The 24,466-nt window shown below is 47.4% G+C and carries 27 protein-coding genes and 1 pseudogene; 11 read left to right on the top strand and 17 right to left on the bottom strand.

Annotated features, from left to right (window positions below; all coding sequences use genetic code 11):
• The first annotated feature begins 401 nt into the window (after positions 1-401).
• Positions 402-1,130 carry a phycobilisome rod-core linker polypeptide gene (locus AACT35_RS14180; RefSeq protein ID WP_062432506.1) on the top strand — a complete coding sequence of 243 codons (729 nt, stop codon included), beginning with the start codon at positions 402-404 and terminating at the stop codon, positions 1,128-1,130.
• A gap of 94 nt (positions 1,131-1,224) precedes the next feature.
• On the opposite strand, the gene AACT35_RS14175 is transcribed toward AACT35_RS14180, so the two are convergent.
• The 3 genes from AACT35_RS14175 to AACT35_RS14165 form a co-directional block, all read right to left on the bottom strand.
• Entirely contained in the window at positions 1,225-1,740 is a 516-nt protein-coding gene (locus AACT35_RS14175; RefSeq protein WP_030005890.1) for a TolB family protein, read from the bottom strand.
• Positions 1,737-2,012: a helix-turn-helix domain-containing protein gene (locus AACT35_RS14170; RefSeq protein WP_012306270.1), complete on the bottom strand. Its 276-nt coding sequence runs from the start codon at positions 2,010-2,012 to the stop codon at positions 1,737-1,739. The genes AACT35_RS14175 and AACT35_RS14170 overlap by 4 nt, the downstream gene beginning before the upstream one ends.
• 92 nt (positions 2,013-2,104) lie before the next feature.
• Entirely contained in the window at positions 2,105-3,136 is a 1,032-nt protein-coding gene (locus AACT35_RS14165; RefSeq protein WP_099238031.1) for an isochorismatase, read from the bottom strand.
• Between the two features lie 476 nt (positions 3,137-3,612).
• On the opposite strand from AACT35_RS14165, the gene cynS reads away from it, so the two are divergent.
• Entirely contained in the window at positions 3,613-4,056 is a 444-nt protein-coding gene (cynS, locus tag AACT35_RS14160; protein WP_099237962.1) for a cyanase, read from the top strand.
• Positions 4,057-4,184: 128 nt separating this feature from the next.
• Here the strand turns inward: cynS and hemJ are convergent, their stop codons facing one another.
• The 3 genes from hemJ to AACT35_RS14145 all read right to left on the bottom strand — a co-directional run bounded on the left by hemJ (position 4,185) and on the right by AACT35_RS14145 (position 5,798).
• Positions 4,185-4,799, bottom strand: coding sequence for a protoporphyrinogen oxidase HemJ (gene hemJ, locus AACT35_RS14155; RefSeq protein ID WP_012306273.1), 615 nt, complete (start codon positions 4,797-4,799; stop codon positions 4,185-4,187).
• Between the two features lie 88 nt (positions 4,800-4,887).
• Positions 4,888-5,598 (bottom strand): hypothetical protein, encoded by a 711-nt coding sequence (locus tag AACT35_RS14150; protein WP_099237960.1) that lies wholly within the window; start codon positions 5,596-5,598, stop codon positions 4,888-4,890.
• A 53-nt stretch (positions 5,599-5,651) separates the two neighbouring features.
• On the bottom strand, positions 5,652-5,798 hold the full coding sequence (locus AACT35_RS14145; RefSeq protein ID WP_156785464.1) for a hypothetical protein: 147 nt from the start codon (positions 5,796-5,798) through the stop codon (positions 5,652-5,654).
• Positions 5,799-5,805: 7 nt separating this feature from the next.
• Here AACT35_RS14145 and AACT35_RS14140 point away from each other — a divergent pair, with 7 nt between their 5' ends.
• The gene (locus AACT35_RS14140) at positions 5,806-6,537 is read left to right on the top strand and encodes an OmpA family protein (protein ID WP_143596756.1); all 732 of its coding nucleotides are present in this window, start codon (positions 5,806-5,808) and stop codon (positions 6,535-6,537) included.
• A gap of 15 nt (positions 6,538-6,552) precedes the next feature.
• Positions 6,553-6,936, top strand: coding sequence for a DUF2358 domain-containing protein (locus tag AACT35_RS14135; protein WP_099237956.1), 384 nt, complete (start codon positions 6,553-6,555; stop codon positions 6,934-6,936).
• 10 nt (positions 6,937-6,946) lie between these two features.
• Here the strand turns inward: AACT35_RS14135 and AACT35_RS14130 are convergent, their stop codons facing one another.
• The 3 genes from AACT35_RS14130 to AACT35_RS14120 all read right to left on the bottom strand — a co-directional run bounded on the left by AACT35_RS14130 (position 6,947) and on the right by AACT35_RS14120 (position 10,950).
• Positions 6,947-8,488, bottom strand: coding sequence for an NAD(P)H-hydrate dehydratase (locus tag AACT35_RS14130; RefSeq protein WP_099237954.1), 1,542 nt, complete (start codon positions 8,486-8,488; stop codon positions 6,947-6,949).
• A gap of 44 nt (positions 8,489-8,532) precedes the next feature.
• Complete coding sequence (gene mutL, locus AACT35_RS14125) at positions 8,533-10,230, bottom strand: DNA mismatch repair endonuclease MutL (RefSeq protein WP_099237952.1); 1,698 nt, start codon at positions 10,228-10,230, stop codon at positions 8,533-8,535.
• Between the two features lie 156 nt (positions 10,231-10,386).
• The gene (locus tag AACT35_RS14120) at positions 10,387-10,950 is read right to left on the bottom strand and encodes a Uma2 family endonuclease (RefSeq protein WP_099237950.1); all 564 of its coding nucleotides are present in this window, start codon (positions 10,948-10,950) and stop codon (positions 10,387-10,389) included.
• 144 nt (positions 10,951-11,094) lie between these two features.
• Between AACT35_RS14120 and AACT35_RS14115 the strand changes: the two genes are divergently transcribed.
• Both AACT35_RS14115 and AACT35_RS14110 read left to right on the top strand, forming a co-directional pair.
• Positions 11,095-11,325 (top strand): hypothetical protein, encoded by a 231-nt coding sequence (locus AACT35_RS14115; RefSeq protein WP_099237948.1) that lies wholly within the window; start codon positions 11,095-11,097, stop codon positions 11,323-11,325.
• Positions 11,318-11,671: a type II toxin-antitoxin system RelE/ParE family toxin gene (locus AACT35_RS14110; protein WP_099237946.1), complete on the top strand. Its 354-nt coding sequence runs from the start codon at positions 11,318-11,320 to the stop codon at positions 11,669-11,671. Before AACT35_RS14115 ends, AACT35_RS14110 begins: the two co-directional genes overlap by 8 nt.
• An 18-nt stretch (positions 11,672-11,689) precedes the next feature.
• Here AACT35_RS14110 and AACT35_RS14105 read toward each other — a convergent pair whose 3' ends face one another.
• The 4 genes from AACT35_RS14105 to AACT35_RS14090 all read right to left on the bottom strand — a co-directional run bounded on the left by AACT35_RS14105 (position 11,690) and on the right by AACT35_RS14090 (position 16,579).
• A complete protein-coding gene (locus AACT35_RS14105; RefSeq protein WP_099237944.1) occupies positions 11,690-12,595 on the bottom strand; it encodes a hypothetical protein in 906 nt (301 codons plus the stop codon).
• A gap of 91 nt (positions 12,596-12,686) precedes the next feature.
• A complete protein-coding gene (gene ilvD, locus AACT35_RS14100; protein WP_099237942.1) occupies positions 12,687-14,372 on the bottom strand; it encodes a dihydroxy-acid dehydratase in 1,686 nt (561 codons plus the stop codon).
• A 93-nt stretch (positions 14,373-14,465) separates the two neighbouring features.
• Positions 14,466-15,836, bottom strand: a complete 1,371-nt coding sequence (locus AACT35_RS14095) for a hypothetical protein (protein ID WP_143596755.1) — start codon at positions 15,834-15,836, stop codon at positions 14,466-14,468.
• Between the two features lie 266 nt (positions 15,837-16,102).
• Entirely contained in the window at positions 16,103-16,579 is a 477-nt protein-coding gene (locus tag AACT35_RS14090) for an Hsp20/alpha crystallin family protein (RefSeq protein WP_030005901.1), read from the bottom strand.
• Between the two features lie 369 nt (positions 16,580-16,948).
• Here AACT35_RS14090 and AACT35_RS14085 point away from each other — a divergent pair, with 369 nt between their 5' ends.
• From AACT35_RS14085 to AACT35_RS14065, 5 genes are all read left to right on the top strand, one after another.
• Positions 16,949-17,932 carry an alpha-ketoacid dehydrogenase subunit beta gene (locus AACT35_RS14085; RefSeq protein WP_012306284.1) on the top strand — a complete coding sequence of 328 codons (984 nt, stop codon included), beginning with the start codon at positions 16,949-16,951 and terminating at the stop codon, positions 17,930-17,932.
• Between the two features lie 40 nt (positions 17,933-17,972).
• Positions 17,973-19,376: a protein translocase subunit SecD gene (gene secD, locus AACT35_RS14080; RefSeq protein WP_012306285.1), complete on the top strand. Its 1,404-nt coding sequence runs from the start codon at positions 17,973-17,975 to the stop codon at positions 19,374-19,376.
• Positions 19,377-19,408: 32 nt separating this feature from the next.
• Positions 19,409-20,380, top strand: coding sequence for a protein translocase subunit SecF (secF, locus tag AACT35_RS14075; RefSeq protein WP_099237936.1), 972 nt, complete (start codon positions 19,409-19,411; stop codon positions 20,378-20,380).
• An 85-nt stretch (positions 20,381-20,465) separates the two neighbouring features.
• Complete coding sequence (locus tag AACT35_RS14070; RefSeq protein ID WP_099237934.1) at positions 20,466-20,861, top strand: hypothetical protein; 396 nt, start codon at positions 20,466-20,468, stop codon at positions 20,859-20,861.
• A 234-nt stretch (positions 20,862-21,095) separates the two neighbouring features.
• Positions 21,096-22,187 (top strand): LuxR C-terminal-related transcriptional regulator, encoded by a 1,092-nt coding sequence (locus tag AACT35_RS14065; RefSeq protein WP_099237932.1) that lies wholly within the window; start codon positions 21,096-21,098, stop codon positions 22,185-22,187.
• Here the strand turns inward: AACT35_RS14065 and AACT35_RS14060 are convergent.
• The 4 genes and pseudogenes from AACT35_RS14060 to AACT35_RS14045 all read right to left on the bottom strand — a co-directional run bounded on the left by AACT35_RS14060 (position 22,184) and on the right by AACT35_RS14045 (position 24,335).
• Positions 22,184-22,444, bottom strand: a complete 261-nt coding sequence (locus AACT35_RS14060) for a hypothetical protein (RefSeq protein WP_254047949.1) — start codon at positions 22,442-22,444, stop codon at positions 22,184-22,186. The genes AACT35_RS14065 and AACT35_RS14060 overlap by 4 nt on opposite strands.
• A gap of 9 nt (positions 22,445-22,453) precedes the next feature.
• Positions 22,454-22,651, bottom strand: a pseudogene (locus AACT35_RS14055) (HNH endonuclease); the annotation flags it as partial.
• Between the two features lie 3 nt (positions 22,652-22,654).
• On the bottom strand, positions 22,655-22,927 hold the full coding sequence (locus AACT35_RS14050; protein WP_099237928.1) for a hypothetical protein: 273 nt from the start codon (positions 22,925-22,927) through the stop codon (positions 22,655-22,657).
• Between the two features lie 169 nt (positions 22,928-23,096).
• Positions 23,097-24,335, bottom strand: coding sequence for an MSMEG_0569 family flavin-dependent oxidoreductase (locus tag AACT35_RS14045; RefSeq protein ID WP_099237926.1), 1,239 nt, complete (start codon positions 24,333-24,335; stop codon positions 23,097-23,099).
• Positions 24,336-24,466: the final 131 nt, after the last annotated feature.

Raw genomic sequence — 24,466 nt, 5'->3', positions numbered from 1 at the left:
AATAGCACTTATGCTTACCGCTTCATCCCTGGCAAAAGATCCAAAGAGACCAATATTTAAGTCAATAAAACTTCTAGAAATTAGGCTTATATTTTCCTAATCAAACAAGAATTATTTCTTTATTTGTCAATGATATTTCTGAGATTGTCTGAATCATAAATCGTTATATGATTTTTGTTTTCTTATTGTAATTGGCAGCTAAAAATAGAAAAAAATCATACTTTCTTAAATGGCGAATGCCCTATTGTCCATAGACCCTTAGGGGGATTATGGTGAAAACTTAAGAAAAATAAACCTTACTTTAAAAAAAGCAACTTTCCCGAAACTTTGCCTGGTCTAGTCTATAGTTTTTATAAACTTAATTCTTTTCATTTTCTAAAGTCAATACTTACTATAAAAAAATGACTATACCTCTATTGACCTACGAACCAAGCTCTCAGAATCAACGGGTACAAGATTTTTTTATCGGCAGTGAAGAAAGTCCCAAGCAATTTAGCGTGGAATCGGCTTTTGCAAAAACAGATTTTGAGACCTTAATCCAGGCGGCCTATCGCCAAATTTTCAATGAGCAGCAGATGCTTGAACAAAATCGCCTAAAAGTTCAAGAATCTAAGCTGAAATCAGGTTTTATTACCGTTCAAGACTTTATCCGGGCGTTGCTCTTGTCTGAGTCTTTTCGGCAACGGAACTATGACGTGAACAATAACTATCGCTTTGTGCAGATGTGCGTGCAGCGGGTACTGGGCCGGGATGTTTATGGTCAGAAAGAGGTTCTGGCTTGGTCAATTTTGTTGGCGACCCAGGGTTTAAATGGCTTTGTGGATGCCCTCTTGAACTCTGAGGAATATCTCGACAATTTTGGCTTAGATACTGTCCCTTATCAGCGGCGACGCATCTTACCCCAACGCACAGAAGGAAATTTACCCTTTGCACGGATGCCCCGTTATGACGCTGATTATCGTCAACAATTAGAAGATCTGGGCTATTTCCAAGAACGGGATGAAACGCCATGGGTCGCTCCTGCCTGGGTCAGCGTGATCGGGAAAACGGTTACCATTGCTGGGGCTGGGACATTGATTTTAGGGGCGATCGCCGTTGCTTTGGCCGCTTTTGAAATCATTAAGCTGTAGGTCTATGGTTCGATTGAGGGCAAGACTTCAATACCTTGGACAATACATAAAATTCAACCTCAAGGCCTAACAGGAGCAGATCTTGGGGTTTGGTTTATTCTGCTTCAACTAAATCCGGTTGAACACCGCGATCAATCACTTCAATATCCCATTGCCCCGTGCGATCGCCTTCAAAGGCGACCCAACGACCATCGCCGCTAACGGTAGGATTACGCACTTGACCGATGTAGGTGCGGGTCAGATTTTGGCTTTGGAAGGTTTGGCGGTCGTAGAGATAAATATTGGTTTTTCCTTCCTGCTCGGAAGTGTAGACAATGAAGCGACCATTACGGCTAATGTCTGGCTGGTCGTAGAACACATTGGGTTGATTTAAACCGGGCAGGGGCAAAAGCTTGCGTTGGGCGAGATCATACAAAAAAATACGCCGTTGTTGGCGGCGATCGCTACTAAAGACCAGGTAACGGCCTTCATCGGAAAGGCGGGGATTTTTTTCGCTATGGAGACTATTGAGATTATTGCCAAGGGGGTCGGCTGGGGGCGTCACAAAACTGGTACTCTGGCAGCCGATACACAAAACCCCTAGAAGGGCGATCGCCCAAGCATGGTTCATGAATCCGAGGTAGCAGACTGATTCGGGAGGGCACAACAGTTCACATTATCCAGGCACACTTTCCCCCACTGTAACGCCCAGCGCACCAGGGAAACGCGATTATCCGTCGCCGTTTTTGTCAAAATATTACTAATGTGGTTGTCCACCGTGCGCTTGCTAATGTCGAGGCGCGCCGCAATCTCATGGTTCGTCAGACCCGCTGCCACCAAATCGACAATTTCGATCTCCCGTTCCGATAAAGCCGCTTCACTTGCCGTCTTTTCCGTAGCCATAGACCCTTCTTTTGTCTGTGTATTGTTATTTTCCTATTGTAGGGGAGGTTTTCACGTTGGCTAGATTGTACACAATTCCCTCCCCCAGACAACTAAAGATTTAACCCCGGAAAATCGGCGATCGCCATCGTCGAACTGACAAGCTGCATCCCGGCTGCGGCAAATCGATCAAAGGCTTGATCGGCCTGGGCCGTAAAATCAACTACCCCAGGAATCACGACCGGAGAAGTACAGTCTTCCAAAAGATAAACTTTCTTTGCCAAGGCTGGATCATGACGCAAAATTTCCGAGAGTAAATCGTCCACCGTCCAGGCTAGACAGTGGCTTTTCGCCTGCCCCGCAATAATCAGCGCATCAAAGGCCAACAATTTTTGCAGGAAACGGGTATTTTCTTGGGCAATGGGTTGTCCCTGGGCATCGTCTAAGACCTCTGGCCGCAACGCAGAATAATTTTCCGTGAGGGGATTGTCTCCTTTAATTTCAAAATGGGTTTGGCTATGGCGCACTAAGTTATGGAAAAACAGAGCCTCTTCCACCGCTGGTACAAGGGCATGGCCAATCCCCCCCAACATGGCGTGGTAGGGCCAAATCGTCAGGGGATATTTCCCTGCTTGGCTGAGTTGGGCGGTGTAGTGACGGGAATATTGTTGTAAGTCTTCGTAGTCGCGCTTCGTACTAAAGGCGATCGCCGGATTGACGCGCCAAAGACCCTGTTCAACCTCCGCAAAGCTGATATTGCTCGCGGGTTGGGGATGTTCGCCCGCTCCATTGACCCAAAAGACCGGGTGAAAAATTTGCACCGCCTTGTGGGTGTCCATGGTGGGGGTAATGGTGGTAATTGTTCCGAGATTTCGGTAGATAAATTCACACAAACGTCGGTTATCTTCCACGGCCCCCAGCCCTGATTGGCCGCCGACAAACAGCTCGAACTCCGGGATACAAAAGGTATTCTGCACATCGACCACCAGCAGACAAACGCGACAGCGGTCAGTGGTGGCCGGCTGAATCCCGTGTTCCTTGGCCCAGGTTTCAGCAGCGGCAGCCCGGTCTAGATAGGGGACACGCCAGATCTCACCAACGGTCTGGGGATTAAAAAAAGCAGGAATGGGTAGTTGGTTCGCCATCATCGACACCTCAATTGGCAACAGATATTTTCGCCATACCCTTATTGTGGTGTTTCAAAAACACATTGTCAAATCGGGGTCAGCCGAGGGAAAGGCGATCGCCCAGCTTTAGTTACATCGGCCGGAGCGACAATTTGCATCATGTATTTTTAGGATTGATTCGATGTGCTTTTGTCGTGAAGCATTGATTTTTGTGATAGTTTCCCAGATTCAACATACAATTGTTGCCATTTAAAAGCGTATCTTTAATTACATTGCGTTGATTTTTTAAACCGTTTAATAGCAAGCAACCACTCCACTAAAAGTCTTCCTCCTAACACTTACTGGGACATTTTCTTCACAAAAATTATTTCAGTAAATCAAGTTAGAGGCTGATATTTCGTGATATGGCCCGGACAAATTTGCTCTGATTAATCACTCAAATTGTCCGCCAATTCTGTGCAGTTAAATTTATTTGATAACGGAGAAACATTTCTATGGCGATCGCCGTAATTACCGAAAAGTTACTTGCTGCCAAAAAAGTAACAGGTCTTAGTTTTGCGACCCTCGGCGAAAAAGTTGGCCGCGATGAAACTTGGGTCGCTGCTGTATTCTACCGTCAAGCCAGTGCCGATGAGACGGAAGCAAACACCCTCGTCACCGCCGTCGGTTTACCGGAAGATTTCGCCGCAGCACTTACCGAACCGCCCCTCAAAGGTTCCCTAGAGCCCGTCATTCCCACCGATCCGTTGATCTATCGCTTCTACGAAATCATGCAAGTGTATGGGATGCCCGTCAAAGCAGTAATCCACGAAAAATTCGGCGATGGGATCATGAGTGCCATTGATTTTTCCATTGAAGTGGATAAGGTCGAAGACCCCAAAGGCGATCGCGTGCAAGTAACCATGTGTGGCAAATTTTTACCCTACAAAAAATGGTAAGCCATTGAAAAGTGATTGGGTTTCTCTTTTTTAAATTTCAAGCTTGATGTACATAGCAAAGTCCCTAGATTTTTGACAGAATCCAGGGACTTTTACTTGGTTTAAACGTACAAAATCAAGGGCTGACTTTAAGGATTAGAGGTGGCCACTTGGCTCTGGGCTTCCCGGAGTTTTTCTTGATCCTTACGACGTTTTTTCGCATAGAGTTGGATTGCGGCGGCCATAAAAACAATCAACGCCAGAATTAAACCTCCTGTCCAATTGAGGGGCAAACTATTTTTAAACACGGCCAACATCACAATGGTTACCAACAGGAGGGTCGGCGCTTCGTTGAGGGCGCGGAACTGTTGACCTGTCCAGGTGCAGGTGCCTTCTGCCAGTTTGCGCATAATCCGCCCGCAGAAGAAATGATAGACCAATAACAGGACAACCAAGGCCAATTTCGCATGGAGCCACCAGGCTTTTAGAACCCCCGGTTCGGTACTGATCACGGCGATCGCCATGGCCACAGTCACAAACATTCCCGGTTGGGTAATGATGTTGTAGAGGCGCTTTTCCATCAACTCATATTGTTTTTTGAGGATGCTCCGGGCGGGTTCGGGTTCCTTTTCGGCTTCGGCATGGTAGACAAAAAGGCGCACGAGGTAAAATAACCCCGCAAACCAAACCACCACACCGATAATATGGAAAGCCTTGAACCAAAAATAGGCCTGGGGAGCAATCTCTGACCAAAACTGTGTCATAGCAAGTTTCGATAAAAATCTTTATATCGTTTTTAGTCAGTGTAAAAGGGGCTGGGGGCGATCGCCGCAGTTTTTTCCGAAGTTGACATTAAATGTTAGATTCCCTATCACTGCCAAACCAAGCTGGAGAAAGGAGATCACCGTAGACCACGCCGTGATTTTCCCTGGCAAGGTTTGTATCCCCACTGGGACTCACCCGCCAAATGGGCCAGGTTTCCTCCCCCATCACCCCGGTTTGGAATAGGACATCCTCAGCATATTGTTCGCTCCAGCCCAACAAAATGGCATGGCTATATTCGGCTCCGATATTGGGTTGGAGGGTGATACTCCGTTGGGTTTTGGCATCCCAGACCACCGCAAAATCTGACATTACGCCACTGTTAAAAAAGCCTTCAAACTGCCGCGCCAGGAGCCTTTGGCCATCGGCAGACCAAGATACGGGAATCAATAGTGAAATTAAACCTGCAGCATCGTTACCTTCGACTTCTTGAAATGCTTGGGGAGCGAGGGGCGATCGCGCCATTACCGTGCTTAAAATGCCTGTTTGCAAATTTTCCACAAATAAAACACTGGTGACCTGACTCTCCTGGAGCTGCGGGCGCAGTGCTAGCTGGATGCGACTGTAGGCGGCGTACTGATGGCGACCATTATTTAAGGCAGGACTACGACACACATCGGCACTACTCTGGTTCCCGGCGGCCACCGTAGCTTGGGTCTCTAAAATCCACTGCCAAGGGATAGGGAAAGGGCTGTGGAGTGGATCCGTAATGAGCTGGGGGTCGGCGGTGGAGATGGACATGATCTCAGGGGGGAAAGAGCGGCAAAAAAAGGACAGAACGGCCAGGAAATGGTTTACATAAACCTGAGCGGTGGGGTCTCTAGGGCATTAGAATAGCGATAAATTATTGTGCCGATGGCGACGACAACTGTGAGTTCATCTTCACCCCACCCCCCAATACCGTCAACGAAATCCCGCTTTTCTGTAACAAAATGGATCATCGCAACCTTGGGCCGCACAGCACTTTTGCTGGGTTCTGGTTTCGGGGCGATCGCTTTGGGGATCCTGGTGGGTCATTTTATGCCACGGGCCGAGCCAAAACCGCCATTATTTTTACGGTTATGGGCGACAAATTCTGCTGGAATCGCCAAGCCGACCCTCAACGAAACCATTGCTGAATTATCGGCGGAAGACCGGGCCGCCATCGAACAAGAAATTGCCGGTATTCAGGCCCAACTGGATGTCCTCGAAGCGCGCACCCAACAACTAGAGGCAGAACTCGATCTGGGTCAACAACAGGCGGATCTCGGCGATCGCCTCACCAATTTGACCGCACTCCTCGCCGCTGACCCCAGCACCTTTGACCCCCAGGCGACCCCCGCAACGACTTCGCAAAATCCAGAACCGTTAAAAATCACCCTGCCCAGCAATGCCCTATTTAGTGCCGATGGGCAACTCGCCGCCGATGCCGCCGAAATTCTAGGGGCGATCGCCATCGATCTTCAACAACAGGAGCGGCAAACGATCACCATTCGCAGTTATCAAGTTGGGGACGATGCCACTAAAGCGACAAGCCTTGCCCAACAGCAGGCCCAGGCCGTCCAAACTTACCTGGCCGAGGCTCTCCCCGGTGATTATCGCTGGCTCGTGGTGGGCTATGGTGAACAAGCCGCCGCTGATCCCCCAGAAGCCACAACAGAAACCAGCAGCCAAGCCCGCCTTGAAATTAGTACCCAGTAGTTACCGGTTTTGCCGATGGATCTCCTCGATATCTTGCGCCAGGATTACCAAAACTTTCCCCAAGATCAAACCTTTGCCATTTACAGTGACGATGTTTTTTTCCAAGACCCCCTCAATCGGTTCCAGGGGCGCGATCGCTATCAAAAAATGATTGGTTTTTTAGGACGCTGGTTTCGGGATATTCACTTGGAACTCCATGACATCCAGCAAACTCAACAGACCATCCGCAGCGAGTGGACTTTATCCATGACCTGTCCTCTGCCCTGGCAACCCCGATTACGCATTTCTGGCCATAGCCTGTTGGCGGTCAATGCCGATAACTTGATCGTCTCCCACATTGATTACTGGCAAAAACCGCCCCTAAAGATTTTGCTGCAAGTTTTTCAACCGTCTTCCTAGCTCATTTCTTTTAGGCTCCGGCGGATTTTGTTGGCCATTGCTGTAAAACTTCAACGAGAAATTCCGCCAACGTGACCCCATCAACCCCGGCAACAGTTCTGGCCTGGGCGGCGCGAATTCCGGCCTGGGCGTGCCACCAAGCGGCTGCTGTAGCGACCTCTAAGGGGGCCTCTGGATGTTGGGCCAAAAGGCCACCGATTAAACCAAGGAGGACATCGCCACTACCGCCTCTAGCTAAAGCTGGAGTACTTTCTGTAACGCAATGGGTCACGCCATCGGGACGGGCAATGACAGTTTTTGCCCCCTTCAAAAGGGCGATCGCCCCGGTCAGTTGGGCCGCCTTTTGGGTCATCTGGAATCGGTCGGCAGTGATGGGGATTTGGTCAGCAAATAGACGCTTAAATTCGCCGAGATGGGGCGTCAAAATTGTGGGGAAATGACGGTTTTGAAGCACTTCTAGATCTTCCTCGGCCAGCCAATTGAGGGCATCGGCGTCTAACACTAGAGGCACTTCCCGCGGCATGAGGTCAGGCATTAAATTAATCGCCCCCGCAAGGGTTAGACCACAGCCACAGGCCACCGCTTGGTATCGGGAAAAGTCTAGGCTTGGTAGTTGGGCGATCGCCCCCGTTTCATCCTCCGGGCAACCAAGCACCAAGGCTTCCGGCAGTTGGGCCACCACCAATAATTTCAGAGATTCTGGCACCGCAATGGTGAGCATACCAATCCCCGTCGCCCGCGCCCCCAAAGCCGCCAGCAACACACTGCCCAGGTAAGTTTGGGAGCCACCAATGAGCAATAAATGGCCCTGTTTGTATTTGTGGGTTAACGGCGATCGCCCCAGGGGTAACAAACGTTGTAACAAGCTTTGGGGAATGCCTTGAATCGTATTTTTGGCAGATAAAGTTTCTGCAATTAAATGGGAGGGAATACCAAAATCAAGGCGGTTAACTTTACCTAGATAAGGCGTGGCGGCATCCTGGCCGTAGGCCCGCTTCCAAAGCCCTAAACAAAGACTTTCCGTTGCTTGAATCGCTGTACCCAACACTGCCCCGGTATCGGTATGGAGCCCCGAAGGCAAATCAATACTGACAATGGGCCGTCCTGATTCATTCAGTTCATCGATTAATAAACCTAAATCTCCCGTAATTGGTCGCGTTAAACCAAAGCCAAATAAACCATCAATAATTAAATGACTTTCCAGAAAAATATCAAGATCTTTTGTGTGGGAAATTCCTAAAAATTGTGCATAATCCCAGTGGCTTTGGGTCAGGGATTTTAGCTTTTCTAGGGGACGAAATGAGCATATTTTATAACCTGCAAAAGATAACTCCCGCGCAACAACTAAGGCATCGCCGCCATTGTGACCAGGCCCTACTAAAACACTAATTTTCCGATAATTTTTTAAAGGATAATGATTTTGAATATATTGGGCAATTAACCCCGCCGCCTTTTCCATAAGGGCTGGTATCGGCATTCCTTGGTTAAAAATTGCTGTTTCAAGGTGCTGCATTTGGACAGCAGTGACAAAAATCTGGTCAAGCTCAAGCATTTTTCTCTAGATAACGGTAAAAGGTCAATTAACTTTTAAAATACTCATTTTTCGGTAATGCCGTGGCTTTTGCCCAAAACCCAATGGCGACGGAAAAAACGATAAAGGGATGTTTCTTCTAGGGCTAGGTAAATGGGTCGACCGTGGGGACAGGTACTTGGGTTTTGACACCGTTGCCAACGATCAATAATTGTTTGCATGGTCGGGAAATCTAGCGGTGTGCCATTACGGACAGCAGTCCGGCAGGCGATCGCCACCTGGGCGGCATCGAGATCTCCCCCTAGACTGAGTTCTAGTAAAGCTGCTTCTAAGTCAAGATTATCTTGCAAAGCACTCGGAATGGTATTCACTCGCCAAATATTTTCCCCAAAAACTTCCAGTTCAAGGCCAATATTCTCTGTTAATTGCTCGATTTGCTTAGGAGATAAATGGTTTAAAAGTATCGGTTGGGAGAGAGAAACTAACTGCCAATTTTTGTGTAAATCTTCATAGATTGCCCGCTCATCGGCAATGTGCTGTTCTACAAGCCAAATCCCTTCGGTATGCTCTACTAAAATATAGGTGTTGCGAGCTTGACCAATCACTTTTAAGGATTTTTTTAATGGATTTTCTGAGGTAATATCGGCTTGTTTTTTTAATGATTTAAGTGAATAACTTTCTGATTTTTCTGCGGCTTGAATGAGATTTAAAACCCGTTGATTTTCGACACGCGGCAAACTCACTTCACTAAAACTTAAACTTTTGGCGATCGCCTGAGGGATAATCTCTTGCCAGAGGGCTTGATTTTGCAGATAAATTTCACTTTTTGCAGGGTGACGATTCCAGTCGATTTGTTCTGGCGGCACGTGGAGATGGACAAAACAAACGGGATGGCGATCGCGCGGCAGTGTGCGAGAAAAAGCTTTCATCATCGCCTGCTCTAAGGCCGAAAATCTCACGATTCGCCCATTAATACCGAGCTTTAACCAGTCAGCTTGGTGGCGGTGACAACGGTCTGGTAAACCAAGGACTAATTCCAAACGGCTTTGAGAAAAACTAGGCAGATTTTCTATCAGAACATCTGCGGCTTGATAGCACCGATAAATTAAGTCTTGAATATTAATTGATTTCAGCAGTTGTGGCAGAATATCCTGGGCATTTTTTCCAGCACTAATGGCAAACCAAGGTTGATTATTTTGGGTCACTTGCCAAGTAATTTGTGGCTGACACAAGGCCAAATGATAAATAATTTGCTGGGCGGTTTTTAATTGCTGGGCGATCGCTGGTAGGGCATGGCGTCGCACCGGAAAATTCTGAAAAATATCTGTCACCGTCACCATCGTTCCCACAGCCATCGGCTGAAGCATCGGCTCGGAAACCTTATCTTGATGAACTGTAAGTTGATAACCTTGCTGGTTTGGTTGGCAACTGGCGATGGTTAGCTTTGCCACCTGGGCAATGCTGTGGAGGGCTTCCCCTCGAAATCCGAGGCTTTTGATGTGGGCTAAATCTTGGCGATCGCCAATCTTACTTGTCCGGTGAGGGAGGGCGCACTGTTGCAAATCCTCCAGATCCATTCCCTGACCATTATCTACAACGCGAATTTGCCAACGTTGGGGCTGAATATCGATGTTAATGCGTGTCGCCCCAGCATCAACGGCATTTTCTGCCAACTCCCGCACCACCGCCGCCAGGGAATCAATCACTTCACCGGCTGCAATTAACTGGATGACATCATTAGGGAGTTGTTTGATATTGGCCATTTAGTGCTGAGTAATTATTTATTTTTGGCGATCAAGTTATGATTAAGATCTCAGTAATTTAAGACCAGGCTTTAACAACTTAGCACTCACTTTTGATGAAGATTGAAAATTTTCATGGAAGACTATTTTATCTTCAAATCAAACATCAGAGAATAATCATGACCCCATTTTTAGCCAACTAAACACCTCAGCGGCGGTCAAGGTTAAGGGAATATTCGGTAGAATCTTGAGTGCATCTTCTTGCGTGAGCAGTTGTGGTTGTTGATTAGGCTGAAAAATTAGAATTGATCGATCGCCTGGATCAATAAGCCACCCCAACTGACAGCCATGCTCTAAGCAGTACAAAATATTGCCAGTGACTCGGTTAGGGCTTTGTTCAGGGGAAAGAATTTCAATTGTCCAATCTGGACACAGCAGAAAATTATCTGGGACTTCACCATCTGCTTCCAACGGGATACGTGACCATTGAAACACCGCAATATCGGGAACAATAGAGCGATCGCCAAAACTACAGCGCAATTCTGGAAAGGCATAGGCAAGTTGAGTTGTTTCAGTAACAGCATTGATATGATTGCTGAGTTTTAACTGAAGACGGCTATGTTTACCCTTTGGCATTGGCTTTTGGTAGATGGCACCATTGATATATTCGCTTGCAGGTTTTGTTTCAGGACGCGCTAAAAAATCTTGTAATGATATCTGTAGTGAAGTTAAAGCGGTCATAATTTCGCTCTATCTCAAGAATATCCATAGTCTAACATTGACATCTTCTGATTTCTGCCATTGACACAGGAGCGGTCGCTAACCTGATGACTAGAGTTGTAGAAAAAGCTTTGTATAATGTAGAAAATAAGAAAGCGCGAATCTATGCGAAGTATTTACCGTCTCAAAGCCGATGAACTTAATACAGATTTCCTTGAAGGCTTAAAACTTATTTTCAAAAATCAAGAAATAGAAATTATTGTTTCGGCTGTTGGCGAGGAGCTTGAAGCAGATACTTCTGAAGTAATTCAGGCTAGTTTGAAACAGGCTTTACAAGATGTAAAAGCAGGGAAAACAAGACCGATTTCAGAGCTTTGGACAGGAATTGATGACTAAAAAAAAGCAAATTTCTATAGAGTTTGCTGATGAATTTCAAAAAAGGGTCCGCAAGCTTTTCAAAAAATATCGTAGTATCAAACAAGATCTCACACCGATTATTCAGCAGCTACAAAATGGGGAGACTTTAGGTGATCGCCTGTCTGGTGTTGACAATAATGCTATCTACAAAGTTCGCGTCAAAAATTCTGATATTAAGAAAGGCAAAAGTGCTGGCTATCGAGTGCTTTATTTATTGAAAAAGGAAACAAAGATTATCCTCTTAACTATTTACAGTAAGTCAGAGCAAGCAAATATTTCGGCGAAAGAACTTTTAAGTATTTTACAGGATTTTTATGGTGAGTAGGCGAGTGTCCTTTTAATTTTATTCTTCTTCATCTTGTTTTGGTTGAGGTAGACACTTTGGAGCTAAAGATGCATTCATTGAAATGGAAGAAGAATCTTGAGACATATTCAAATAAGCCTCATATAAACTTGATGAATTTTCAACTAATCTTTGAGATTCTTCTATTTTGTGAATAAATTGCTCATAGTTAGGCACCCAATATTGTTCAATTGCTGGAACGATGCTAATCATATCCGAAGGTGAAGGGCAAGCCCAAAACAAAAAGCCCAAAGCCAATCCTTTTACTTTATTAAATGTTGTTTTCGGTTGATCTTCTAAATCTATAGATTTTTCAGCAAGAAGAAGATCAGTCATCATAGATTTCGCAACTTTTTGTAACCCCTCAGTACCGTCAATTTGATATCGACTAATCACTCTTAAAATTTCATTTAGGTGACTTATGAGTACATTTTTGACATTAGAAGGTAGTCCTGATTTATCAACATCATCTAGAAGTTGATTGATTTTTTGAGCGATTTTTTTAAGGTCTTCCTCATCAACAGTCTTTAATTTATATGCTGAGTAATAATAGTTGGATAAGTTATCAAGCAATAAAATATAATTAGCGTTTTTTAAAAAAGTACTGAATTTTTGCCAGGGTGTATTCCAGATATTATTCTCAACAAAAAATCGATTAAGTTTTGTGATTGACTGCAAAGATTCTTGCAATATGTCCTTTTCCATTGTAGGAGATGATCTGAAGCTGTTTACTTCATTGGCTGCATTAAATAAAACTCCATAAAACGTAATAACGCTATCTGCGTTTACTGGCAATTTCATTAATGGCAAAATTACATCCTTTGCTGCACTATCTATCTTTCCTGATTTAATAGCTTCCTTGAAAATTCTCTGTAAAGTTCTAAGCTGACTTGATTGTTGAGTCATATTAATAAAATGGAGAAGAAATCACTTTCTTCTCCATATCATAAACTATCTTGTAGTGAAGCTAATTCGCTAGTCTAACTGCAATCAAATATTAGAATAAGTCGATATCTGTTACTGCACCTTTACTGCTGGTGGAAACAATCTTGGCATACTTCCCAAGGACACCACGCTTATAACGAGGTTCACGGGGTTTCCAAGCGGCACGACGTTTTGCCAGTTCCTCATCAGAAACATTGATTTGCAACAGTTTTTCGTGGGCATCGATGGTGATGCTGTCCCCTTCTTCCACGAGGGCAATATTGCCACCCACAAACGCTTCCGGGGCAACGTGACCAACCACAAGACCATAGGTTCCGCCAGAGAAACGACCATCGGTGATCAGACCGACAGAATCGCCCAGACCAGCGCCAATAATCGCGGAAGTGGGCGCTAACATTTCTCGCATCCCGGGGCCCCCCTTCGGCCCTTCATAACGAACAATCACCACATCACCAGCAACAATCTTGCCAGCCAGGATTGCATCGAGACATTCTTCTTCGGACTCAAAAACACGGGCAGGGCCAGTGATCCGGGGATTTTTTACGCCGCTAATTTTCGCGACGGAACCTTCTTCGGCCAAGTTGCCCTTGAGGATCGCCAGGTGTCCTTTTTCGTACATCGGCTTATCCCAAGGACGAATCACATCCTGATCGAGAGAGGGTTCGCTGGGAATATCGGCGAGGGTTTCAGCGACGGTTTTGCCAGTAACTGTTAGACAGTCGCCATGGAGAAGACCGTGATCCAAGAGCATTTTCATCACCTGGGGAATGCCGCCCGCCTTGTGGAGATCGGTAGCCACGTAGCGACCAGAGGGCTTGAGATCACAGATGACGGGGACGCGCTGGCGGATGGTTTCAAAGTCATCGATGGTCAGATCCACACCGATAGTATTGGCGATCGCCAACAAATGTAAAACGGAATTTGTCGAGCCGCCCACGGCCATAATTACGGAAATCGCGTTTTCAAATGCCTTGCGCGTGAGGATGTCCTTCGGCAAAATCTGCTTCTTGATCGCATTGACCAAAACGCGTGCCGACTCTTCCGCACTGACAGCTTTTTCTTCATCTTCAGCGGCCATCGTCGAGGAGTAGGGCAAACTGATCCCCATCGCCTCAAAAGCCGAGGACATCGTATTGGCCGTGTACATCCCGCCACAGGAGCCAGCCCCCGGACAAGCATTTTTCTCAACGGCTAATAATCTTTCTTCGTCGATTTTTCCGGCGCTAAATTCACCGACAGCCTCGAACGCACTGACCACTGTGAGGTCTTCACCGTCTAAATGGCCGGGTTTGATCGTGCCACCATAGACAAAAATTGCGGGAATATTCATCCGGGCGATCGCCAACACTGCCCCCGGCATATTCTTATCACAGCCACCGATCGCCAGCACCGCATCCATGCTCTGGCCATTACAAGCCGTCTCAATAGAATCAGCGATCACATCACGAGAAACCAAAGAATACTTCATCCCCTCCGTACCCATAGAGATCCCATCACTAATGGTGATCGTCCCAAACATCTGCGGCATCGCTCCCGCTTCCCGGATCGCCTTATCCGCTCGCTGGGCGAGGTCATTGATTCCCATATTGCATGGCGTAATCGTACTGTACCCATTCGCCAAGCCCACAATTGGTTTACTAAAATCATCATCCCCAAAGCCCACAGCCCGGAGCATGGCGCGGTTTGGGCTCCGCTGATGACCTTCGGTGACTACCCGGCTACGTCGATTGTCGCTCATAACAAATAGAAATCAAGATTTACATCAAAATAACCTTTCTATTGTCCTTTTTTTTCGAGCTTTTGGATAGGGACTGCCTAAAGTTAACCACGACTACTCAGGCACAACCGGGCAATACTGGGGAGCCGTCAGCACCAACGCCAAAATAACCTGAACCGTCTCAAAAAAGCCCATGAGCCACTGGCACTCTGCCTTGGGCTGGTCTTGATATTGTCCGAGCAGAAGATTGAGGGCTTGCATCAGTTCACCATAGGTTTCTGGCGCGACCAATACCAATTTCAACAACAAAATACTGTGGGTTAAATATTCCCGCTGAATCATTAAAACGGGCAGAGGATGGGATAAATCTTGCAAATGTTCAGGATTGAGTAGGTAATGGATCAAATTGCGGCAAACATCAGTAATCAGCGCCCGGTCTAGGGTGATACTGTCTCCTGCGGGATAACACTGTTTCAGATGTTGCAAAATCTTATCGGGCAGCCACTTCAAACGGCGTGGTGAAGTCATAGCACAGAACAAATAGTCAACAAAATAGGGCTGCCAAGTGACAAAGGTATGCTCGTCTGTCTGGGCTAAAAATTGCGTGGCAATATCAGGGTAACTGGGCTGCTTTTTAACCACTAAACGGTGAATCAGATTCAGGGTTACATCTTCAATGAGGGTAGGATTTTTAATGGCCTCTCCTGTCGCTGTCATTTTTCCCTTCGTTGACAGGTACATCACCAAGCGGTAGCGATAGCGGTTATTAAATAGTTGGTAAAGCAGCTTAGAGGCCCGTTGTTGTTCTGGGGAAGATTGTGGATCCGTCGCTTGGGCAAATAACATAAAACCAACATAGCGATCGCCCCAAGTCCGTTGATTTGTCTCACTAGGAGGTGCTAAAACCCGCAAGACCCGACATTCCTCGCTCTGAATAAATCCCCTTAGCCAATCCTGAAATCGCTCTGTGGTCAACGACGCATCACCCGTCTGCGATGTTGGCGTCAACAGCAAATGGGCCAGTTGAGTAATGTGCTGGATACTTTCTTGATTGAGGCAAGTTTCGATAAATAGATAACAACACCGTTTAAGAACCGCAATAAATCCCGTGCGCCGATTGCCAATAATCAGCTGATAACTTGCTTGTTGTAGGGGTTCTGGACATTGGGCCGCGTCATAACCAACGAAAAACCCTTGAAATAACCCCAAGAACTCATCAAGGGAAGCAGTTTGTAGCGTTTGGGCAAAGAAATCAAAAACAACCTGTTCCGGGGGGATTTCTGGCTTCGGCAACGATGATTCTACGGGAGCTAAGGAGGTTTCAAAATCACGGCCTGGAGTCATGTCCGGCATCATCTCTGTTGATTGCAGTACTGTCTCTTCCGATGATACATTGGCTCGCCCTGATGGGTCAGTCTTTGGGCTGCGGCGAACCGATTTCGACGTGATCGGCCGTAGGTGGTTCAGTGGCAACAGTTGCTTCATGATGTTTCTCCCCCCGGCAATCCTCAGTTTTCTTGACTACCTCCATGATAAAGTTCCAGGTCTGTTGAGCATTGCTTTCTTGGACAATTCAAAGAAAAGCTTTATACTTCATTGCTTCTTTAGATATATAGCCAAACTTTATTGTAAATTCACATTGGCGCAGGCCCTGTCAGTTACTCAAAAAAACAATGGCCTCCCCCAATTTTCGGGAAGGCCAGCACAGTGTTTATGATTTGACGGCGTCATGGAAAATGACAGTCCGTGAACTATTCAGTCGGTTCTTCGAGAACTTTTTGAGTTTCGGGGCTTTTACCCAGTTGTAGTTTGACAACTTTTTTCGCTGCGGGAACAACTTTGGGCAGCTTCAGGGTAAGAATGCCATCTTTAAATTCTGCTGTGGCATTTTCGTGGTCGACGGCGACCGGAAGCGCAATGGTGCGGTCAAATTTTCCATAGCGGAATTCAGAATGATAGCAGCCTTCATCTTCTTTTTCTTCTTCGTATTTATATTCCCCGGAGAGGCGGACTGATTCACGGGTCAACTGAATATCGATATCGTCAGCGGCAATGCCAGGAAGGGCGGCTTTTAAGGTTAATTCTGCGTCCCCATTGAGTAGCTCGACAGAGGGACGCCAGGGGGAGCGACCTTCCCCTTGCCAGCCGGCAAGTTCATCGAGAATGCGATTCATTTGGGTCTGAACTGTTTCTAGTTCAGAAAACGGCGAAAAATGTACTAAAGACATATATGACCTCCTAAGAGAATCAGCTTCTTGCTACATTTTTATTTTCTACTATCTTCAAGGGGTTTGTAGATGACACAAACCGTATTTTTTTGGTGGAATTACCGCAGAATTGCTACTTTTTCTTGGGATTACAAATTACATTTTTTTAGGAAAAATTTAAGGGTTTTTCGATCACCATTGGGGCAGGTTGGCCATTCCCCCCGCAAAAGGCGATCGCCACCGGACAGAGCCTCCCTGCCGATGGGGTTTCTCAATCCGGCCCTAGAGCCCTAAAAATGTCGGCTTCAATCCCACCTAGATTGATGGCGCAAGAAAGGCTCAGGAATGATACGATGTCACTTGCTGCGATAGGTTTTAGAACGATTTCATATGGCGGAAACTTTACTTTTTAATGCGCTGCGTCAAGCTATCGATGAAGAGATGGCACGTGACGAAACTGTCTTCGTTATGGGCGAAGATGTGGGTCATTACGGCGGTTCCTACAAGGTAACGAAGGATCTTGCGAAAAAATATGGCGACCTGCGCGTTCTGGATACACCCATCGCAGAAAACAGCTTCACCGGGATGGCTGTTGGCGCTGCCATGACTGGACTGCGGCCGATCATCGAAGGGATGAATATGGGCTTTTTGCTGTTGGCCTTTAACCAAATTTCCAATAACGCTGGGATGTTGCGCTACACATCCGGCGGTAATTTCACAATTCCGATGGTGATCCGTGGGCCTGGGGGGGTCGGTCGGCAGTTGGGGGCAGAACACTCCCAGCGTCTAGAAGCCTATTTCCAAGCCGTCCCTGGTTTGAAGATCGTCGCCTGTTCCACCCCTTACAATGCCAAAGGTTTATTAAAAGCGGCGATTCGTGACGAAAACCCCGTGCTTTTCTTTGAACACGTGCTGCTCTACAACCTCAAAGAGAATTTGCCCGATGGGGAATATGTGCTGCCCCTCGATAAGGCGGAATTGGTACGGGAAGGGAAAGATGTGACGATTCTGACCTATTCGCGGATGCGTCACCATTGCACCCAAGCGATTAAAACCCTCGAAAAACAAGGCATCGATCCAGAATTAATTGATCTCATCTCCCTGAAGCCCATCGACATGGAGGCGATCGCCAAATCCGTGAAGAAAACCCACCGGGTGATCATCGTCGAAGAATGTATGAAAACGGCGGGGATTGCGGCGGAAGTGATGTCCTTGATCAACGAGCAACTGTTTGACGAATTAGATGCCCCCGTAATGCGTCTCTCGTCCCAGGATATTCCCACCCCCTACAACGGTACCCTGGAGCGACTCACCATCGTCCAACCGGACAACATCGTCGAAGCAGTGCAAAATATGTTGGCCCTGAACGTCTAAACACCAGCGACCAACTGCGGTTCATCCTCCTAGATCCATCATGCAAAAACAACGGTTAATCATAGTTGCAATTCTTTTTTTGGTGGCGATCGCCATCACAATTTTGACAACCTTACCCCTCCAGCTCGGTCTGGATCTCAAAGGTGGTGCCCAACTGACGATTCAGGTGCAACCCAATGCCGAAGGAGTCGTCGTTGAGGCCGATGATACGGCTGCCGTGAAGCGAGTCATCGAAAATCGCATCAATGGTCTAGGAGTGGCCGAACCCATCACCCAACTTGTGGGGAACGACCGGATCCTCGTGCAATTGCCTGGAGTGACAGATCCTGAGCAGGCTGAACGGGTTCTCGGTGGCACCGCTCAGCTAGAGTTTCGGCCCCAAAACCCTGGCACCGAAGCCGAATTCCAAGAAAAGTACGCCCTCCGTCGCCAACTCGACGCCCAGTTAACCAGTCTCCGTGGCAGTGCAAGCCCTGCCGCTAGCGATGCCGAAATCGAAGAATTAGAAACCAATATTGACAGTCTCGATCAAGAGATTCTCGCTCTGTTTGAACCCGTTGGTCTAGTCGGCGAATACGTCACCAATGCCCAACCTGCCCCCACCCAAACGGGCAACAGTTGGCAAGTTTTTCTCAATTTCAATAGTGAAGGGGCCGAACTTTTTGCAGAAATCACAAAAGGTCTAGCTGGTACAGGCCGGAGTGTCGGCATTTTCTTAGATGATGCTCTTCTCAGCGCCCCCACCGTTGGCCCAGAATATACTGCCCAAGGGATCGCCGGGGGGAACGTGACCATTACCGGCAACTTTGATATTGATACCGCCAGTGATCTCGCCATTCAGATTCGGGGTGGGTCGTTACCCTTCCCGGTGGCCGTGGTCGAGAACCGTACCGTAGGGGCAACCCTAGGCCAAGATTCCATTCGCCAAAGTATCTATGCAGGGATTGCGGGCCTAATTCTGGTGTTGATCTTTGTGGCAGTCTATTACCGTTTGCCGGGGCTGATCGCAGATGTGGCGTTAGTGGTTTATACCCTACTCACTTTGGCCTGCTATTCCCTTGTGGGGGTTACGCTGACGTTACCGGGGATTGCTGGTTTTATTCTCAGTATCGGTATGGCCGTGGATGCAAATGTGCTGATCTTTGAGCGCACCCGGGAGGAAATCTATAAGGGAAATACCTTGTACCGGGCCGTGGAATCGGGATTTTTTAACGCTTTCTCCAGTATTCTCGACAGTAATGTCACCACTTTGATCGCCTGTGCGGCCCTCTTTTTCTTGGGTTCGGGTTTGGTAAAAGGTTTTGCGTTGACCTTGGCGATCGGGGTGGGGGTGAGTATGTTTACGGCAGTGACTTGCAGCCGCACTTTACTGCTGTTAACGGTATTGGGCTTACCGGCGGTGCGCCAAAATCCTAAGTTGTTTGCGCCTAAAGTCCCCAACTAATTTCCTTTGCCCTCTAGTCTGTTGTTAACCCGATGACTTTTAAATTTAGCGTCATTAAACAGCGTCTCCTTTGGTGGTCCATCTCGGCGATCGCCATCCTTGCGAGTGTGTTGTTTATGGGCATTTCTTTCAACCAACTTCAAGCGCCCCTCCGACCCAGTCTCGACTTTGTTGGGGGCACAAAAATCCAAGTGGCCCTCGACTGTACGGTGGCTGGCAACTGTACTGATCCTTTAGAAACAGCGACAATTCAAACCGTGGTGAATAACCAGGGGGTCGGCAGCAGTACGGTGCAAATTTTGGGCCAAGAGCGGACAACGTTTTCGGTGCGGACGCCGCAGCTTGATGTGGATCAACGCAGCCGTTTGCTCGACGCCCTAGAATCCGAAGTGGGCGCCCTAGATCCTGGCACGATCCAAATTGACTCGGTGGGGCCAACCATTGGTCGGGAATTGTTTATCCAAGGGATGCTCGCCCTCCTGGTTTCTTTTTTCGGGATTATTGTCTACTTGAGTATCCGCTTTCAGTTCGATTATGCGCTGTTTGCGATCGCCGCATTATTCCATGATGTGCTGGTCACGGCTGGTGTCTTTGCGCTACTCGGTCTGGTGTTGGGCGTTGAAGTAGATAGCCTTTTCCTCGTGGCCCTACTGACGATTATTGGTTTTTCTGTGAATGATACGGTGGTCATTTATGACCGCGTTCGTGAGAATCTCAAGGCCGACGAGGGAGACAACATCGATCAAGTTGTTGATCATTCCGTCCAGCAAACCCTGGGCCGTTCGATCAATACCACCCTCACCACCCTATTGCCGCTGGTGGCGATCTTTTTGTTCGGCGGTTCGACCCTCAAGTTTTTTGCCCTCGCCTTGATTATTGGGTTTATTTGCGGTTCTTACTCTAGTATTTTTGTCGCCAGTACCCTCTTGGCCTGGTGGCGTAATCGTAATGGCCAACCCCCCACGGTCACCAAAGAAGCGGTGAATGTTACAGAATTGTCCTAGCCATTGCAGGGGAACTTCCCGGTAACGGCGGCAATCCCAGGATTTGGCCTGACCCACTCGGTAAAGATGTTTAGGGTGAAAAAATATGGGCGATCGCCAACTTCAGGAAGCACCAACAGACCATCATTTTAGTCCCTTGGCCCGCAAGCTGGTGCGGTTCACCTTCCTCTGGCGTTGGCTATTGGTCGCCTTGCTGTGGCTGATCTTGGGAAGCTACGGCATTTGGGCGTTGCGGGGAGAATTTGCCCTCTGGCGCGACCATCTCACCTGGGCCGTGGTGCGTTTGAGCCTCGGTTATCATTACTGGGCCAGCGTTGCCTTGACGATCTGTGTCGCCTATACCTGTGCTGTTTTGGTTTGGCATAGCCAGAAATTAACCCAAGGCTGGTCTCAACGGGAAAAGTATCGTTTCAATCAATGGGCAGAAAAATTAACCCGAAATCAGCAGCATTGGCTTTGGTTTTTCCTAAGGCGTTTATAGTGTGATTTCAGCCATCTATAGGGTGTCAAAAGAAAAACAGCCAGCATTCGCAAATACGCCAAATTACTGAAAGCCGCTCTTTTGGGAGAGCGAGTCGCTGAAACTTTTCTGGATTAATCCCCTCCAAAGTTCCAGATAATTGCGGGTTTCTGTACTAATGTTCACTACTGACTGACGTAGGTGAGCTGGCTCGCGTTAACTAGAAAGAGAATTTGTGCTTAATTTACCGATGCCGTGCTTGATTCTGCTTGCTTGATTGTTGATTTGCAAAAGGTTCAGCGCATTACCCAGGGCATTTCTGGTTGTCTGGAACCAACGCTGATCGCCAAACGTTTAACCGAAGCATTGATTGGAGACTTTAATTGCGCCTTTGCGCGAATTTGGTTAACTGAGCCAGATCAACGATCGCTCCGGTTAGTGGCCTCATCGGGTCTGTCTGAAAACATTAATGGCAGTTTTGCACGGGTTCCCATGGGCGCCTATAAGGTCGGAAAAATTGCCAAAAATGGAATTCCTTTCTTGAGTAATCAACTGGCGGAAGAAGCTTGGGTAAAAGACCGTGACTGGGCGATCGCCAACGGAATTCAAGGTTTTGCGGGTTATCCCCTTGCCAGTCAACAGCGAATTATTGGTGTGTTAGCGGCCTTTAGCCATGAAACTTTTTTACCAGAATTTTTAGAGGTTTTGCAGGTGCTATGTATGGCTGGGGCGATCGCCTTAGATGCCGCCCAAAAAAGCCCCCAAGATCCTAGCAAAAGCCAGACAAGAGAATCTCACCCCCTCTCGGATCACCTGGGCAGCCTTTTAAGTACCAGCCAGCTTAGTTTGATTGGTACGGAACGACCTCTGACACCAAGTTCGACCTATCTCTTGATCAAAACCGTAGAAATTCTCAATCAATTCAACTGTCACTATTGCCGACTCATTTACGGTGATACGGAAATTTGTCTCGAAGGGATTATCGCTGCCCCTACCCCGACGAAAAACAAAGGGCGATCGCCTTTTGCCGACATTGAATTTTTCGTACAAACCCTTGGGGGGAACTGCGATGTCGGGATCAACACCCAGGAAGCAGTTCACCAAATTCGCCTTACTTTGCCCTATGGAGCGACCACCCAAGTCTACAAATCAAAAGAATCACTATCCCAACGGGAACGTCAGGTTTTAGCGCTCCTCACCAAAGGGTTGCGTGATCGCGACATTGCCCAGCAGCTCCACATCAGTGAAAGTACCGTAAAATTCCACCTAAACCGCACCTTGAGTAAACTACAAGCTAAAAACCGCTATCAAGCCATTTACCAAGCCACAAAACAAGGTCTGATTTAAACGCGATCGCTAGTTCCACTATCCCCCAACAGCCGATCCAATTTCGGAGGATGTCGCCCAACATCTCGATCCGCTTGCCGAATCAACAGAACGCGTTCCCGATTCATATCTAATCTGGCGATCGTTGCCCGCCCAATTTCCGTTAAGCCTACCAAAATAACTCCATCTTCTGCCCAAACAAAATGATCAGCCCATCGATCACAACGCGGGTTAAACAAGCGAACTTCCGCCCCTGACAGCAGATCAACTCCTGTCACAAAACTTGACTTTTTACGATTGCAATGAAAACAAGCCAACGCCAAATTTTCCACATCATCCGAACCGCCCCGAGCCTGTGGAATGACATGATCAATCGTGAAGCGAACATACTGCCATAACTCCACCCCATGGCAATACTCACATAGACCCTTAGCCCTTGCTCTGACTTTATTTTGAATTTTTTCTGGAAGTGGTGACCTACCCATTTCCTATGCCACCATGCTCCCAGCAACAGCATTACGAACTGTCCGATTCACAAAACTCAAATAATCATCAATTTCTTCATAACAGTCCAATTCTTCCTCCTCAGCCTCGGTCAATCCTTCAGACTGCTGCTTCTCCAACAAAACTTCAACCCGCGCCTGTACCTGTACTGAAGCTCGAAAAATCAGAACCCCTTCCACCAAATCAAGTCGAACAGCACCATCAAGCGGTATGGAATTCGACAAACGTTGCAGCACAGGAAAAGCAGAAGCAGCCATAATGTTTAAATCGAAAAACTATGATCATCATAACTTAATAAACTGCTCGTCACTAAGTCAGGAACTCGGTACTAAGTCAGGAACTCGGTTTTTATTTGATTGAGGAAGTTTAGAATTCCTAATGAACGTCTTTCAACTGAAACCGGATTAATAATCCTTCGTTCGGTTGTTAAGCAGAAGCCGGAACCAAAAGCCTTACTGTAATTTGTGTCGCCAAATATTCTGCATCGCGAGCGACACCAGAAAAGCGACCAGAACCCCAGGTATAGAGCCAGGGCAAACCGAGAAAATATAATCCATCTACAGCAGTCACACCCCGGTCATGTAGCGGTTCTCCCAATTCATTAAAAACCGGTAGATCAATCCAACCAAAATTCGAGCGAAAGCCCGTCGCCCAAATAACTGCACCAATGTTGGTTGCCTTGAGGTTGAGGGATGATGGTTCTAATTCTGGCTCCCAGACGGGTTGATAATGGGCCTCTGGGGGAGCGGTGATGTTGTTATCAGCGATAAATTTGTCAATATTCCGTTGGATGCGCACCACGGTGGCATCAGCCCGATCTAAATTTTGTTTTAAATCTTTCCCAAAGTGGAGAGTCTGCCCGGTAATACTTTGCAAGCGACCATAGAGGTGCATTCCCTGTTGGGCAAAGCGGCGCAGATCAATATCACGACCCCCATCCCGGCCTGTGACATAGTGATTGGTTTTATGACGCACCGTTTCTTTTTGGGGATGCTGGTCGATGGGTAGGTCGTAATAACCCATGCGTTCGAGCCACTCCACCACATCCTTACCCCGATAGCGGCGCGGCGCTCGGGGCGCACTACCGGTAACAAGGTGAACTGTTTTCCCTGCTAAATGAAGATCCTCAGCAATTTGACAACCCGACTGGCCAGTGCCCACAATCAACACTTCATCGGGAAGATCCTGGGGATTTTTGTACTGTACGGAATGGATTTGCTGCAACTCACGGAGCAGTTGGGCGGCGATGGGCGGAATTTTTGGAATATGGTATCCCCCCGTGGCGATCGCCACTTGATCAGCCGTGTAGTTACCGATAGATGTTTTTACTGCAAACTGGGTTCCAGACGAACTTACTTTTAAGACGGTTACTCTCTCTCGAATTGGCGGATTAAAAGAGCGGGCATAGGCTTCTAAATAAGCAACAATCTCTTCCTTGGCCATAAAGCCATTAGGATCAGGCCCCGCATAGGAAAAACCAGGGAGCCGACATTGCCAATTAGGGGTCACCAAACAAAAAGAATTCCAGCGTTCATTACGCCACGCATGACCAATTTTGTGTTTCTCAAAGATTAGGTGGTCAATGTTGTTTTGCTTGAGGAGATAGCTGAGGGCAAGTCCTGCCTGGCCACCCCCAACAATTATTACCGGGTAATGGGTCTGCATTGCCGTTGCTCTTAAGTGGATTGGATTTAACTGTAAACCCGCTCAATTCTTTTTCTTGTAAGGGTTGTTACCGATCCCAGCGGTTTGTGATTACCCATAGGCGATCGCCAAATTACTGCCAAATAGTTGCT

The organism is Synechococcus sp. BDU 130192 (assembly GCF_963876085.1).
In the GTDB taxonomy this organism is placed as follows: domain Bacteria; phylum Cyanobacteriota; class Cyanobacteriia; order Cyanobacteriales; family MRBY01; genus MRBY01.
Note: the sequence above shows the minus strand (reverse complement) of the source record. Positions and strands in the feature narration are given on the sequence as shown.

What these genes read in the sequence shown, in the direction of transcription:
- mutL (WP_099237952.1), bottom strand. Translation starts at nt 10,230, where the DNA reads ATGGCCAATATCAAACAACTCCCTAATGATGTCATCCAGTTAATTGCA.
- AACT35_RS14180 (WP_062432506.1), top strand. Translation starts at nt 402, where the DNA reads ATGACTATACCTCTATTGACCTACGAACCAAGCTCTCAGAATCAACGG.
- AACT35_RS14120 (WP_099237950.1), bottom strand. Translation starts at nt 10,950, where the DNA reads ATGACCGCTTTAACTTCACTACAGATATCATTACAAGATTTTTTAGCG.
- AACT35_RS14165 (WP_099238031.1), bottom strand. Translation starts at nt 3,136, where the DNA reads ATGGCGAACCAACTACCCATTCCTGCTTTTTTTAATCCCCAGACCGTT.
- AACT35_RS14050 (WP_099237928.1), bottom strand. Translation starts at nt 22,927, where the DNA reads ATGGCTGCTTCTGCTTTTCCTGTGCTGCAACGTTTGTCGAATTCCATA.
- AACT35_RS14145 (WP_156785464.1), bottom strand. Translation starts at nt 5,798, where the DNA reads ATGATCCATTTTGTTACAGAAAAGCGGGATTTCGTTGACGGTATTGGG.
- secD (WP_012306285.1), top strand. Translation starts at nt 17,973, where the DNA reads ATGCAAAAACAACGGTTAATCATAGTTGCAATTCTTTTTTTGGTGGCG.
- AACT35_RS14170 (WP_012306270.1), bottom strand. Translation starts at nt 2,012, where the DNA reads ATGGCTACGGAAAAGACGGCAAGTGAAGCGGCTTTATCGGAACGGGAG.
- AACT35_RS14115 (WP_099237948.1), top strand. Translation starts at nt 11,095, where the DNA reads ATGCGAAGTATTTACCGTCTCAAAGCCGATGAACTTAATACAGATTTC.
- AACT35_RS14090 (WP_030005901.1), bottom strand. Translation starts at nt 16,579, where the DNA reads ATGTCTTTAGTACATTTTTCGCCGTTTTCTGAACTAGAAACAGTTCAG.
- AACT35_RS14105 (WP_099237944.1), bottom strand. Translation starts at nt 12,595, where the DNA reads ATGACTCAACAATCAAGTCAGCTTAGAACTTTACAGAGAATTTTCAAG.
- AACT35_RS14095 (WP_143596755.1), bottom strand. Translation starts at nt 15,836, where the DNA reads ATGAAGCAACTGTTGCCACTGAACCACCTACGGCCGATCACGTCGAAA.
- cynS (WP_099237962.1), top strand. Translation starts at nt 3,613, where the DNA reads ATGGCGATCGCCGTAATTACCGAAAAGTTACTTGCTGCCAAAAAAGTA.
- AACT35_RS14175 (WP_030005890.1), bottom strand. Translation starts at nt 1,740, where the DNA reads ATGAACCATGCTTGGGCGATCGCCCTTCTAGGGGTTTTGTGTATCGGC.
- AACT35_RS14135 (WP_099237956.1), top strand. Translation starts at nt 6,553, where the DNA reads ATGGATCTCCTCGATATCTTGCGCCAGGATTACCAAAACTTTCCCCAA.
- AACT35_RS14150 (WP_099237960.1), bottom strand. Translation starts at nt 5,598, where the DNA reads ATGTCCATCTCCACCGCCGACCCCCAGCTCATTACGGATCCACTCCAC.
- AACT35_RS14045 (WP_099237926.1), bottom strand. Translation starts at nt 24,335, where the DNA reads ATGCAGACCCATTACCCGGTAATAATTGTTGGGGGTGGCCAGGCAGGA.
- AACT35_RS14130 (WP_099237954.1), bottom strand. Translation starts at nt 8,488, where the DNA reads ATGCTTGAGCTTGACCAGATTTTTGTCACTGCTGTCCAAATGCAGCAC.
- AACT35_RS14085 (WP_012306284.1), top strand. Translation starts at nt 16,949, where the DNA reads ATGGCGGAAACTTTACTTTTTAATGCGCTGCGTCAAGCTATCGATGAA.
- AACT35_RS14070 (WP_099237934.1), top strand. Translation starts at nt 20,466, where the DNA reads ATGGGCGATCGCCAACTTCAGGAAGCACCAACAGACCATCATTTTAGT.
- AACT35_RS14110 (WP_099237946.1), top strand. Translation starts at nt 11,318, where the DNA reads ATGACTAAAAAAAAGCAAATTTCTATAGAGTTTGCTGATGAATTTCAA.
- ilvD (WP_099237942.1), bottom strand. Translation starts at nt 14,372, where the DNA reads ATGAGCGACAATCGACGTAGCCGGGTAGTCACCGAAGGTCATCAGCGG.
- secF (WP_099237936.1), top strand. Translation starts at nt 19,409, where the DNA reads ATGACTTTTAAATTTAGCGTCATTAAACAGCGTCTCCTTTGGTGGTCC.
- hemJ (WP_012306273.1), bottom strand. Translation starts at nt 4,799, where the DNA reads ATGACACAGTTTTGGTCAGAGATTGCTCCCCAGGCCTATTTTTGGTTC.